Source organism: Streptomyces sp. TLI_105 (assembly GCF_900105415.1).
Classification (GTDB): Bacteria; Actinomycetota; Actinomycetes; order Streptomycetales; family Streptomycetaceae; genus Streptomyces.
Genome location: NZ_FNSM01000001.1, coordinates 2,870,621 through 2,883,063, shown reverse-complemented (window position 1 = coordinate 2,883,063; position 12,443 = coordinate 2,870,621). Strand labels below are relative to the sequence as shown.

The following is a 12,443-nucleotide window of genomic DNA, read 5'->3' as shown; positions in this document are numbered from 1 at the left end:
GGAGTGTCGGAGGGCCCCGCTAGCCTCTTCCGGTGACCGCACGCATCACCGACCCCGAGCAGCTCAAGGAGCTCCTCGGCATTCCCTTCACCCCGGAGCAGACGGCCTGCATCACCGCGCCGCTCGCCCCGCAGGTCGTCGTGGCCGGAGCCGGCTCCGGCAAGACGACGGTGATGGCCGCCCGGGTGGTCTGGCTGGTCGGCACGGGCCAGGTCGCCCCCGAGCAGGTCCTCGGTCTCACCTTCACCAACAAGGCGGCGGGCGAGCTCGCCGAGCGCGTCCGCACCGCCCTCGTCCGCGCCGGCGTCACCGACCCCGACGTCATCGACCCGGAGAACCCCCCGGGCGAGCCCCGCATCTCCACGTACCACGCCTTCGCCGGACAGCTCCTGACCGACCACGGCCTCCGCATCGGCCTGGAGCCCACCTCCCGCCTCCTCGCCGACGCCACCCGCTACCAGCTCGCCGCGCGCGTGCTGCGCGAGGCCCCCGGCCCGTACCCCGCGCTCACCCGGTCCTTCCCGACCCTCATCACCGACCTCCTCGCCCTCGACGCCGAGCTCGCCGAGCACCTCGTGCCGCCCGAGCGGCTCCACGCGTACGACTCCGAGCTCCTCACCGCCCTCGCCGACGCCAAGCTCAGCAACGCCGAGCTGCGCAAGATCCCCGAGGCCTCCGCCGCCCGCCGCGAACTCCTCGACCTCGTCGTCCGCTACCGCGCCGCCAAGCGCTCCCGCGACCTGCTCGACTTCGGCGACCAGATCGCCCGCTCCGCCGAGCTCGCCACCACCCGGCCCGAGGTCGGCGCCATCCTGCGCGAGGAGTTCCGCGTCGTCCTCCTCGACGAGTACCAGGACACCTCCGTCGCCCAGCGCCTGCTGCTCTCCGGGCTCTTCGGCCAGGGCCCGTCCGGCCGGAGCACCGGACACGCGGTGACCGCCGTCGGCGACCCCTGCCAGGCCATCTACGGCTGGCGCGGCGCCTCCGTCGCCAACCTGGACGACTTCCCCGAGCACTTCCCGCACCGGGACGGCAGCCCCGCGAGCCGCTACTCCCTCTCCGAGAACCGGCGCAGCGGCGGCCGCCTCCTGGACCTCGCCAACGGGCTCGCCGCCCCCCTGCGGGCCATGCACGCGGGCGTGGAGGCGCTGCGCCCCGCCCCGGGCGCCGAGCACGACGGCAGCGTCCGCATCGCCCTCCTCCCCACCCACGCGGAGGAGATCGACTGGCTCGCCGACTCCCTCGCCCACCTCGTACGGACCGGCCGCGAGCCCGGCGAGATCGCCGTCCTGTGCCGTACCGCCACCGACTTCCCCGCCATCCACGCGGCCCTCGTCGCCCGTGACGTCCCCGTCGAGGTCGTCGGCCTCTCCGGCCTCCTCCACCTGCCCGAGATCGCCGACCTCGTCGCCGTCTGCGAGGTCCTCCAGGACCCGGGGGCCAACGCCGCCCTGGTCCGCCTGCTCACCGGCCCCCGCTGGCGCATCGGCGCCCGCGACCTCGCCCTCCTCGGCCGCCGCGCCCGCCTCCTCGTCCACCGGGGCGGCGAGGAGACGGACCCCGAGCAGCGGCTCGCCGCCGCCGTCGAGGGCGTCGACCCGGCCGAGGTCGTCTCCCTCGCCGACGCGCTCGACACCTTCCTCGACTCCGGCGGCACCGACGACGGCCTGGCCTTCTCCGCCGAGGCCCGGGTCCGCTTCGCGCGCCTCGCCACCGAGCTGCGCGCCCTGCGCACCTCCCTCGCCGACCCGCTCATGGACGTGCTGCACCGCGTCCTCGCCGCGACCGGTCTGGAGGTCGAGCTCTCCGCCTCCCCGCACGCGCTCGCGGCCCGCCGCCGCGAGACCCTCGGCCACTTCCTCGACATCGCCGCCGGCTTCGCCTCCCTCGACGGCGAGGCCAGTCTCCTCGCCTTCCTCGGCTTCCTGCGCACGGCCGTCCAGTTCGAGAAGGGCCTCGACAGCGCGCTGCCGGGCGGCGAGAACACCGTGAAGGTCCTCACCGCCCACAAGTCCAAGGGCCTCGAATGGGACGTCGTCGCCGTCCCCGGCCTGGTCGCGGGCCAGTTCCCGAGCGCCCGGGCCCGCGAGTCGTGGACCTCGCAGCCCCAGGTGCTCCCGCACGCCCTGCGCGGCGACGCGGCCACCCTGCCGGAGATCGACACCTGGGACGCCAAGTCCCTCACGTCCTTCAAGAACGAGATGCGGGACCACCAGCACACCGAGGAGCTCCGCCTCGGCTACGTCACCTTCACCCGCCCCCGCTCCCTGCTCCTCGGCTCCGCCCACTGGTGGGGCCCCGCCCAGAAGAAGCCCCGCGGCCCCTCGGACTTCCTCCGCGCGCTGTACGACCACTGCGCGGCGGGCCACGGCGAGATCGAGTCCTGGGCGGACGAACCGGAAGAGGACGCGGAGAACCCCTCCCTGACGGAAGGCGGCAAGGACCTGGCCTGGCCGCTGCCGCTGGACGAGGAGTCCTTCAAGCGCCGCCGGGAGGCGGCGGAGGCCGTGACGAGCCGGTTGCGGGCATACGTTCCGCAGGGCGATGGGGGCACCCCCGGACGGCGTCCGGGGGAGGGCGGGCACGACCCCGTCGGCTCGGCGCCCGACCCCCGGGACCCGCACCCCGAGGACCTCTGGCCCGACGAGGAGGAACCCGTCTGGGAAGACGAGGAGCCCCTCTGGGACGAAGAGGCCCTCCCCGAAGACACCCACGCGGACGCGATCCCGGCCCCCCGCCAGGAGCCCCCGCCCTCGGAGCCGTACACGGAACACACCCCCGAGGACACCAAGACCATCGCCTCCTGGGACCGCGACCTCACCGCCCTCACCACCGAGCTCCGCCGCGCCCGCGCGACGACCCGGGACGTCCTCCTCCCCGCGTACCTCTCCGCCTCCCAGGTCCTGCGCCTCGCCGCCGACCCCGACGGCTTCGCCCAGGAGCTGGCCCGGCCGATGCCGAAGGCGCCGCAGCCCGCGGCCCGCCGGGGCACCCGCTTCCACGCGTGGGTGGAGTCCCGTTTCGAGGAGCTCCCGCTGCCGTTCCTCGGCCCGGAGGAGCTGCCCGGCGGCGAGGACTTCGCGGGCGAGCCCGAGATCCTCGACGAGCGGGACCTCGACGAGCTCAAGGAGGCCTTCGCCCGCACCCCGTACGCCCACCGCACCCCGTACCGCGTCGAGGTCCCCGTGCACCTCTCCCTCGCGGGCCGGGTCGTCCGGGGCAGGATCGACGCCGTCTACCGGGACCCGGAGTCCGGCGCGTACGAGATCGTCGACTGGAAGACCAGCCGGGACCGCTCGGCGGATCCGCTGCAGCTCGCGATCTACCGGCTCGCCTGGGCCGAGCAGCACGGCCTCGCGCCCGAGGAGGTGGCCGCCGCCTTCGTGTACGTCCGAACGGGTGAGGTCGCCCGTCCCACCCGGCTGCCCGGCCGCGCCGAGCTGGAGGCCCTCCTGCTGGGTGGGGCACCCCCGGGCGCCGGATAGGCTCGGGGCATGAGCGAGACCCCGGACAGCGCCGTCCGCACCGTACGCACGTACGTCGAGCAGCACCGTGCCGCCTTCCTCGGCGACCTGGCCGAGTGGCTGCGCATCCCCTCCGTGTCGGCCCAGCCGGAGCGGGCCGGGGACGTACGGCGCAGCGCCGAGTGGCTCGCCGCCAAGCTCACGGAGACCGGTTTCACGACGGTCGAGATCTGGGAGACCGCCGGCGCGCCCGCCGTCTTCGCCGAGTGGCCCTCGGGGGACCCGGACGCCCCGACCGTCCTCGTCTACGGCCACCACGACGTGCAGCCCGCGGCCCGGGAGGACGGCTGGCACACGGACCCGTTCGAGCCGACGGTGGTCGACGGCCGGCTGTACGCGCGCGGGGCCGCCGACGACAAGGGGCAGGTGTTCTTCCACACCCTCGGCGTCCGCGCCCACCTCGCCGCCACCGGCCGCACCGCGCCCGCCGTCAACCTCAAGCTGATCGTCGAAGGCGAGGAGGAGTCCGGCTCCCCGCACTTCCGCGCGCTCGTCGAGGAGCACGCCGAGCGGCTCGCCGCCGACGCCGTGATCGTCTCCGACACCGGCATGTGGTCCGAGACCACCCCCACCGTCTGCACCGGCATGCGCGGGGTCGCCGACTGCGAGATCGAGCTGTACGGCCCCGACCAGGACATCCACTCCGGCTCCTTCGGCGGCGCCGTGCCGAACCCGGCCACCGTCGCCGGCCGGATCGTCGCCGCCCTCCACGACGAGCACGAGCACGTCGCGATCCCCGGCTTCTACGACGGTGTGACGGAACTCACCGACGCCGAGCGGGCCCTCGTCGCCGAGCTGCCCTTCGACGAGGAGGCCTGGCTGCGGACGGCCAAGTCCCACGGCACCCTCGGCGAGGCCGGCTTCACGACCCTGGAGCGGGTCTGGGCCCGCCCCACCGCCGAGGTCAACGGCATCGGCGGCGGCTACCAGGGCCCCGGCGGCAAGACGATCGTCCCCGCCTCCGCCATGCTCAAGCTGTCCTTCCGGCTGGTCGCGGGCCAGGACCCGGCCAAGATCGAGCTCGCGGTACGGGACTGGCTCGGCGGGCTCGTCCCCGCCGGCATCCGGCACGAGATCGTCTTCGGCGCCCCGACCCGTCCCTGCCTCACCCCTCTCGACCACCCCGCCCTCAAGGCGGTGGCCGGGGCCATGAGCCGGGCCTTCGACGGTGCCAAGGTCCGCTACACCCGCGAGGGCGGCTCCGGACCGGCCGCCGACCTCCAGGACGTCCTGGGAGCACCCGTCCTGTTCCTCGGCATCTCCGTCCCGTCCGACGGCTGGCACGCCCCCGACGAGAAGATCGAACTCGATCTCCTCATGAAGGGCGTCGAGACGACCGCGCACCTGTGGAGCGACCTGCCCGCCGCTTTCCACAGCGACGCCCGCTGAACCCACACACCGATCCGGGGGAGTTGGAAGCACCTGTGAGCACCCTGAAGAACGCGCCGAGCAGCCCGGCGTACGCGTCCGCGGACCGCCCGATCTCGCTCACCGCCCCGAGCGGCATCGACCGCGCCGCCCACCACCGCCTCGACGAGGCATGGCTGGCGGCGGCCTGGAGCCACCCCACGACACGGGTCTTCGTGGTCTCCGGCGGCCAGGTGCTGATCGACGACCGCCCCGACGGCACCACCGAGATCGTGATGACCCCGGCCTTCGAGGCCCCGGTCACCGAGACCCACCGCTACTTCCTGGGCACGGACGCCGAGGGCGTCTCCTACTTCGCGCTCCAGAAGGACTCCCTGCCCGGCCGCATGGACCAGTCCGCGCGCCCCGCCGGGCTGCGCGAGGCCGGCCTGCTGCTCTCCGACCGCGACGCGGCCCTCATGGTGCACGCCGTGGCCCTGGAGAACTGGCAGCGCCTCCACCGCTTCTGCTCGCGCTGCGGCGAGCGCACGGTCATCGCGGCCGCCGGGCACGTCCGCCGCTGCCAGGCCTGCGGCGCCGAGCACTACCCGCGCACCGACCCCGCGGTGATCATGCTGGTCACCGACGACCGGGACCGGGCGCTGCTCGGCCGCCAGGTGCACTGGCCCGAGGGCCGCTTCTCGACCCTCGCCGGCTTCGTGGAGCCGGGCGAGTCCATCGAGGCGTCGGTGGCCCGCGAGGTCTTCGAGGAGGCCGGCGTCACGGTCGGCGAGGTCGAGTACATCGCCAGCCAGCCCTGGCCGTTCCCGTCCAGCCTGATGCTGGGCTTCTTCGCCCGCGCCACGTCCTCCGAGATCAACGTGGACGGCGAGGAGATCCACGAGGCCCGCTGGTTCTCCCGCGAGGACCTGGCCGCCGCCTTCGAGTCCGGCGAGGTCCTGCCCCCGTACGGCATCTCGATCGCCTCCCGGCTGATCGAGCGCTGGTACGGCAGGCCGCTCCCGAGGCCGGGCGACGTGATCTGACCGCGCCCGCACACGAAGAAGCCCCCGGCCGACCGGCCGGGGGCTCTCGTGTGGTCCGACGCTCAGACGCTGATCTTCTGCTTGACCTGCGCGAGGCTCGGGTTCGTCAGGGTGGAACCGTCCGGGAAGAGGACGGTCGGCACCGTCTGGTTGCCGCCGTTGGCCTTCTCGACGAACGCCGCCGAGTCGGGGTCCTGCTCGATGTTGATCTCCGTGTACGCGATGCCCTCGCGGTCCATCTGGCTCTTCAGCCGACGGCAGTAGCCGCACCACGTGGTGCTGTACATCGTCACAGTGCCCTGCATGGCCAGGCGCTCCTCTTGTTCGCGGACGGGTGCCGAGAGGGAGAACGTACGCCCTCCCGGCGTCATTCCCGGAATTCGTATGACCGGCGTCTCGCGCCTGTGGACGGGCTGCCGCACCGGTCTCGCCGACCTGGCAGCATGGCGGGGTGACAGCAGCAACGCACTCCACTCTCTTCCCACAGGTCCCGGAGACGGCCGACGCGGTGCTCGACGGGCTCGACCCCGAGCAGCGCGAGGTCGCCCTTGCCCTGAGCGGACCGGTGTGCGTCCTCGCGGGAGCCGGCACGGGCAAGACGCGGGCCCTCACCCACCGCATCGCGTACGGGGTGCGGGCCGGCATCCTGCAGCCCGCCAGTGTGCTGGCCGTCACGTTCACCAACCGTGCCGCGGGCGAGATGCGCGGCCGGCTCCGACAGCTCGGCGCGGGCGGCGTCCAGGCCCGCACGTTCCACTCCGCGGCCCTCCGACAGCTCCAGTTCTTCTGGCCGAAAGCAGTCGGTGGCGAGCTGCCCCGCCTCCTGGAGCGCAAGGTCCAGCTGGTCGCCGAGGCCGCGGCCCGCTGCCGGATCCGGCTCGACCGGAACGAGCTCAGGGACGTGACCGGCGAGATCGAGTGGGCCAAGGTCACCCAGACCGTCCCCGCCGACTACCCGGCCGCCGTCGCCAAGTCCGTCAGGGACGCCCCCCGCGACCCGGCCGAGATCGGCCAGATCTATGCCATGTACGAGCAGCTGAAGCGCGACCGCTCGGTGATCGATTTCGAGGACGTGCTGCTGCTCACCGTCGGCATCCTCCAGGACCGGCACGACATCGCCGACCAGATCCGCCACCAGTACCAGCACTTCGTGGTGGACGAGTACCAGGACGTCTCCCCGCTCCAGCAGCGGCTGCTCGACCTGTGGCTCGGCGACCGCGACAACCTCTGCGTCGTCGGCGACGCCGGCCAGACGATCTACTCCTTCACCGGCGCCACCCCCGACCACCTGTTGAACTTCCGCACCCGGCACCCGGGCGCCACCGTCGTCAAGCTGGTCCGCGACTACCGCTCCACCCCGCAGGTCGTCCACCTGGCGAACGGGCTGCTCGGCCAGGCCCGCGGCCGGGCCGCCGAGCACCGCCTGGAGCTGATCTCCCAGCGCGACCCGGGCCCCGAGCCGGTCTACGCGGAGTACGCCGACGAGCCCGCCGAGGCCGAGGGCACCGCCCGCCGCGTCCGCGACCTCATCGCCGCCGGCGTCCCGGCCGGCGAGATCGCCGTCCTCTACCGGATCAACGCCCAGTCCGAGGTGTACGAGCAGGCCCTCGCCGACGCCGGGGTGCCCTACCAGCTCCGCGGCGCCGAGCGCTTCTTCGAGCGCCAGGAGGTGCGGGAGGCGGGCATCGCCCTGCGCGGCGCCGCCCGTGCCGGGGGCAACGACCCGCTCCTCGACGACGTCGAGGACCTCCCCGCCCAGGTCAGGGCCGTCCTCTCCACCAAGGGCTGGACCACCGAGCCGCCCGCCGGCTCCGGCGCGGTCCGCGACCGCTGGGAGTCCCTCGCCGCCCTCGTCCGGCTCGCCGAGGACTTCGCCCGCGCCAAGCCCGGGGCCACCCTCTCCGACCTGGTCGCCGAGCTCGACGAGCGGGCCGCCGCCCAGCACGCCCCGACCGTCCAGGGCGTCACCCTCGCCTCGCTGCACGCCGCCAAGGGCCTCGAATGGGACGCCGTCTTCCTGGTCGGCCTCACCGAGGGCATGCTGCCGATCACCTACGCCAAGACCGACGAGCAGGTCGAGGAGGAGCGGCGCCTGCTGTACGTGGGCGTCACCCGGGCCCGGGTCCACCTCACGCTCTCCTGGGCGCTCTCCCGCTCCCCGGGCGGCCGGGCCAACCGGCGCCCCAGCCGCTTCCTCAAGGGCCTGCGCCCCGGCTCCGGCCCTCTCGGCACCGTCGGCTCCGGCGGCGCCTCCGGCTCCGTCGAGCGGGGGAGCGGCCTCCGTCGGCGGGGGCCGCGCGGCCCCGTCCTGTGCCGGGTCTGCAGCGCCACCCTCACCGAGGCCGGCGCGATGAAGCTGATGCGCTGCGAGGACTGCCCCTCGGACATGGACGAGGGGCTGTACGAGCGGCTGCGGGACTGGCGGTCGGAACAGGCCAGGCAGCTCGGCCAGCCGGCCTATTGTGTGTTCACCGACAAGACGCTCATGGCGATCGCCGAGCGGGTCCCCGCCACCGACGGAGAGCTCGCCTCGATCTCCGGCGTCGGCGTCCGCAAGCTCGACCGCTTCGGAGCCGAGGTCCTGGCCATCTGCGCAGGTGAGGAGGGCGGGACGGACGAGGACGAGGTCTGATGAAAACTCGTCGGAAAAATAGTTTGCGCCCGCCCCGTCAAGCCCCATAGGTTCTTAACCACGGAAACGGCGGCTTCTTCGAAGCCCTGTCTTCGTGCTGTACTTGTCCAAATAAACATGAGGGTCCGGCTCGCACCCGAGCCCTCCGAGACGCCGAGAGGAGGCGATTCCAGTGATCAGCTACACCATCCAGACCAGCACCGTCAGCACCGCCGGCTTCATCGGCACGGCCAAAATGACCGATCGCTCGGTCGTCTCCGCCTGCTCGCTCGGCCTCTCCGCCTCGGCCCTCATCGGCACCGGTCTGCCCGTCGCCGGCCTGCCCGTCACCGGTCTCTCCGGTCTCGGTGCGGCCGCCGTGGCTCCGCGCAATGAGCGACCGACCAAGGCACTGGAAGCAGGAGTAGCAGGCAAGGCCACGACCTATGGCTTTGCGGCGACCGGTGCCGGAACCCAGCAGCAGACGACGACGCACCACCACATGATGTGGGCCTTCCGTGGGCTCGAACCCTGGAGTGATCCAGTCTGATCCATGATCAGACCGGCGCCTTCAGGGCCGCGGAACCCCACCCGGGATCCGCGGCCCTTCTGTTTGTCCTCGAACGGGGACGACGACGCGAAGGGGCCTCGGGAAAGACACCGCCCGGTACCAGCCGAAACCCCGGTCAACAGGCCGGAACGACCAGACGAGGAAAGACCACCGTGCAACTCGAAGCGCACGCCCCGTCCGTACCGCATTCCGAATCGATCCCCCTGCCCGGCTCCACGGAGGACCCCGCTTTGACCCCCCTCACCGCGCTCACCGCGCTCGACGACGCCATCGAGAACCTCGGCGTCCCCGTACCCTGTCGCGCCTACGACCCCGAGGTCTTCTTCGCGGAGTCCCCGGCCGACGTCGAGTACGCGAAGTCCCTCTGCCGGACCTGCCCGCTGATGGCCGCCTGCCTCGCCGGCGCCAAGGAGCGCCGCGAGCCCTGGGGCGTCTGGGGTGGCGAGCTCTTCGTCCAGGGCGTGGTCGTCGCCCGCAAGCGGCCCCGTGGCCGCCCGCGCAAGAACCCGGTCGCGGCATGAGCGCCACCGGAACCATCGACCGCCCCCTCACGCACGATCCCCAGAAGCAGGCCCCGATGACCTCTTCCACCAGCGAGCCCCTGGGCTCCGCGACCCCAGTCTTCTCCCCCGCCGCCGCGTACACCGCGCGTCAGAACAGGACCCGTGAAATGCAACTCGCCCCCGAAGCCCTGGCTCGTGCCCATATGCACGAGCGACAGCGTGAGGCCGACGCGGAACGCCAGGCCGTGCGCCTGGTCGCCGCCCGGCGCATGCAGCGGCGCGCCGAGCGCGTCTCGCTGCGCGCCCGCCGCGCGCTCGCCATGGCCGTCATGCACTGAGCATCTCCGTGATGCCCTCGCGGGGGCCGGTCCGAACGGACCGGCCCCCGCGGTGCGTTGTCCGCACCACGACCCCGCGCCGGGCTATCGTCACCAGGATGAACGAAGCCCGCGTCCCCCAGGAGCCCGTCTCCTGCGCCCGCTGCGGCAGGACCGCCGACCCCCTCCCGGTGACCTGGACCTGCTCCGTCGAGAACGGCCGCCGCGAGTACTTCTGCGAGGAGTGCGCCCGCGCCAACATCCGCTCCATCGAGGGCCGCCTCGACTCCTCCTGGTGGTGAGCCGCCCCTCCGCCCGCACCGCCTGTGGTGGACTTCCCCGATGGCAGCCCTCACAGATCGCCTTCTGCGCGCACTCGAACGGTTCAACGCCGCCCACCCGTGGGACCACAACGCCCACTACCACCGGTGGATCCTGAGGCAGCTTCCGCGCCGCATCGACCGTGCCCTGGACGTCGGCTGCGGCAGCGGTGACCTCGCCCGGCTCCTCGCCGGCCGTGCCACGGCCGTCCGCGCCGTCGACGCCGACCCGGCGATCGTCGCCCGCGCCCGCGAACTCGCCGCCCCGGCCGCCCCCGTGACCTTCGACGTCGAGGACGCCCTCGCCGACACCGGGGACGACGGCGCCCACACCGCCCTCACCTGCGTGGCGACCCTCCACCACCTGCCACTCGCCCCGGCCCTTCAGCGGTTCAGGGACCGGCTGGCCCCCGGCGGCACCCTGGTCGTCCTCGGGCTCTCCCGTCCCGACACCGTCGGCGACCACCTCCTCGGCCTCCTCGCGATCCCCCTGAACGCGGCCACCGGTTGGCTCAGGAACCGGGGCCGCCCGGCACCCCGGCCCGTGGCCATGACCGCCGCGACCCGCGAGGCCGAGGAGACCCTCGCCGAGATCGCCCTCGTCGCCCGGCGGATCCTCCCCGGCGCCCGGATCCGCCGCCGCCTCTACTGGCGCTACACCCTCGTGTGGCGCAAGCCCGCCCCGAGCCGACCCCTAGGGAGTGTCCGACCCTGATCCGCCGGACAGGCCCTAAGGGGCGCCCGGCCTTGATCCGCCGGACAGGCCCTAAGGGGCGCCCGGCCCTGATCCGCCGGACAGGCCCTAAGGGGCGCCCGGCCCTGATCCGCCGGACAGGCCCCGGACGGCCTCCGGGTCCTCGAAGCCCGGCAGCCACTCGACGAGCTCGTCCCGCAGCCGTACCGTCGCGTTCAGCTGGCAGAGCACCCCGATGGTGCTCAACGTCACACGGTGTATCAGCAGATACGCAGGCGGCAGGTTCAACTGCTTGCCCAACTGGTGGGCGGGGGAGCGGGGGTCGGCGATCCGGGCCGCCTGGGTGCGCATCCAGCCACGGGTGAAGGCGAAGGCCTCCGCCTCGGCCGGCTCGATGATCGGCAGCAGGTACTCCAGGACCGCGTCCGGGTCGAGCGCGACGGACTCCTTGACGAAGCCCTCCGCGCACAGCAGCTCGTAGACGGTCTCGGCCTCGCCCGCGACCGTCATCCGCAGACAGGTGCCGATCGTCTCCGGCAGCCCGCCCGGCAGCCGGTCCACCGTGCCGAAGTCGAGGACGCCGAGCCGCCAGCCCTCCGGCCCCTCGTCCTCGCCCCCGGGCAGCAGCCGGAAGTTCCCCGGGTGCGGATCGGCGTGCAGCAGGCCCGTGCGCGCGGGGCCGGAGAAGAGGAAGCGGGCGAGGAGCTGACCCGCCCGGTCCCGCTGCGCCTCCGTGCCGTCCGCGATCACCTCCGCGAGCGGCACCCCGTCCATCCACTCGGTCACGAGGATCTGCTCCGACTGGTGCACCACGGCGGGGACCACCACGTCGGGATCGTCCGCGAACTCCTCCGCGTGGATCCGCTGCGCCTCCGCCTCCAGGGCGTAGTCCAGCTCCTCCGAGACCCGGTCCCGCATCTCGGCGATCAGCGGCTTGATGTCCATGCCCGGGATCAGCGGACCGAGCAGCCGGGCGAAGCGGCTCAACTGCGTCAGGTCCGAGAGCAGTGCCTCCCCGGCGCCCGGGTACTGCACCTTCACCGCGACCTCGCGGCCGTCGTGCCACACGGCCCGGTGCACCTGCCCGATCGAGGCCGCCGCCGCGGGCTTGTCCTCGAACTCGAGGAACAACTCCCGCCACTCGGCCCCGAGCCGCTCCTCCAGGACCGTGTGCACCGTGCGCGTCGGCATCGGCGGCGCCGCGTCCTGAAGCTTCGTCAGCGCCGCCCGGTACGGCCCGGCGACCTCCTCCGGCAGGGCCGACTCGAAGACGGACAGCGCCTGCCCGAACTTCATGGCCCCGCCCTTCAGCTCGCCCAGGACCTTGAACAGCTGCTCCGCCGTGCGCTGCTGGAGCTCGCGGGCGACCAGCTCCGCGGATCTGCCGCCGATCCGCTTGCCCAGACCCCAGGTGGCCCGGCCCGCGAAGCCCAGCGGCAACGCGGCCAACTTGACGGTCCGGGTGACCGCCTTCCGGGGAAGATCAGACATGCGCCCCTCCAAAACCCAG

At 73.3% G+C, this 12,443-nt stretch carries 11 protein-coding genes; 9 read left to right on the top strand and 2 right to left on the bottom strand.

Going from position 1 to position 12,443, the window contains the following annotated elements:
* Positions 1-32 precede the first annotated feature (32 nt).
* From BLW86_RS12985 to nudC, 3 genes are read left to right on the top strand one after another with little or no spacing between them, the layout of a single operon-like run.
* On the top strand, positions 33-3,485 hold the full coding sequence (locus BLW86_RS12985; RefSeq protein WP_093874186.1) for an ATP-dependent DNA helicase: 3,453 nt from the start codon (positions 33-35) through the stop codon (positions 3,483-3,485).
* A 9-nt stretch (positions 3,486-3,494) separates the two neighbouring features.
* On the top strand, positions 3,495-4,913 hold the full coding sequence (locus tag BLW86_RS12980; protein WP_093874185.1) for a dipeptidase: 1,419 nt from the start codon (positions 3,495-3,497) through the stop codon (positions 4,911-4,913).
* A gap of 35 nt (positions 4,914-4,948) precedes the next feature.
* A complete protein-coding gene (gene nudC, locus BLW86_RS12975; RefSeq protein ID WP_256341295.1) occupies positions 4,949-5,917 on the top strand; it encodes an NAD(+) diphosphatase in 969 nt (322 codons plus the stop codon).
* A 62-nt stretch (positions 5,918-5,979) separates the two neighbouring features.
* On the opposite strand, the gene BLW86_RS12970 is transcribed toward nudC, so the two are convergent.
* Positions 5,980-6,222, bottom strand: coding sequence for a mycoredoxin (locus BLW86_RS12970; protein ID WP_093874184.1), 243 nt, complete (start codon positions 6,220-6,222; stop codon positions 5,980-5,982).
* 146 nt (positions 6,223-6,368) lie between these two features.
* Between BLW86_RS12970 and BLW86_RS12965 the strand changes: the two genes are divergently transcribed.
* The 6 genes from BLW86_RS12965 to BLW86_RS12940 all read left to right on the top strand — a co-directional run bounded on the left by BLW86_RS12965 (position 6,369) and on the right by BLW86_RS12940 (position 10,954).
* Entirely contained in the window at positions 6,369-8,549 is a 2,181-nt protein-coding gene (locus BLW86_RS12965) for an ATP-dependent DNA helicase UvrD2 (RefSeq protein ID WP_093874183.1), read from the top strand.
* Positions 8,550-8,721: 172 nt separating this feature from the next.
* A complete protein-coding gene (locus tag BLW86_RS12960) occupies positions 8,722-9,078 on the top strand; it encodes a hypothetical protein (protein WP_093874182.1) in 357 nt (118 codons plus the stop codon).
* A gap of 173 nt (positions 9,079-9,251) precedes the next feature.
* Positions 9,252-9,620 (top strand): WhiB family transcriptional regulator, encoded by a 369-nt coding sequence (locus BLW86_RS12955; RefSeq protein WP_030688652.1) that lies wholly within the window; start codon positions 9,252-9,254, stop codon positions 9,618-9,620.
* Positions 9,617-9,940 (top strand): hypothetical protein, encoded by a 324-nt coding sequence (locus BLW86_RS12950; protein WP_093874181.1) that lies wholly within the window; start codon positions 9,617-9,619, stop codon positions 9,938-9,940. The genes BLW86_RS12955 and BLW86_RS12950 overlap by 4 nt, the downstream gene beginning before the upstream one ends.
* Before the next feature lie 98 nt (positions 9,941-10,038).
* Positions 10,039-10,221 carry a hypothetical protein gene (locus BLW86_RS12945; protein WP_030688656.1) on the top strand — a complete coding sequence of 61 codons (183 nt, stop codon included), beginning with the start codon at positions 10,039-10,041 and terminating at the stop codon, positions 10,219-10,221.
* 40 nt (positions 10,222-10,261) lie between these two features.
* A complete protein-coding gene (locus BLW86_RS12940) occupies positions 10,262-10,954 on the top strand; it encodes a class I SAM-dependent methyltransferase (RefSeq protein WP_093874180.1) in 693 nt (230 codons plus the stop codon).
* A gap of 87 nt (positions 10,955-11,041) precedes the next feature.
* On the opposite strand, the gene BLW86_RS12935 is transcribed toward BLW86_RS12940, so the two are convergent.
* Positions 11,042-12,424, bottom strand: coding sequence for an ABC1 kinase family protein (locus BLW86_RS12935; protein WP_093874179.1), 1,383 nt, complete (start codon positions 12,422-12,424; stop codon positions 11,042-11,044).
* Between the last annotated feature and the right edge of the window lie 19 nt (positions 12,425-12,443).

Coding starts and splice junctions, on each gene's coding strand:
- BLW86_RS12945 (WP_030688656.1), top strand. CDS start 10,039: ATGAACGAAGCCCGCGTCCCCCAGGAGCCCGTCTCCTGCGCCCGCTGC.
- BLW86_RS12935 (WP_093874179.1), bottom strand. CDS start 12,424: ATGTCTGATCTTCCCCGGAAGGCGGTCACCCGGACCGTCAAGTTGGCC.
- BLW86_RS12950 (WP_093874181.1), top strand. CDS start 9,617: ATGAGCGCCACCGGAACCATCGACCGCCCCCTCACGCACGATCCCCAG.
- BLW86_RS12940 (WP_093874180.1), top strand. CDS start 10,262: ATGGCAGCCCTCACAGATCGCCTTCTGCGCGCACTCGAACGGTTCAAC.
- BLW86_RS12970 (WP_093874184.1), bottom strand. CDS start 6,222: ATGCAGGGCACTGTGACGATGTACAGCACCACGTGGTGCGGCTACTGC.
- BLW86_RS12980 (WP_093874185.1), top strand. CDS start 3,495: ATGAGCGAGACCCCGGACAGCGCCGTCCGCACCGTACGCACGTACGTC.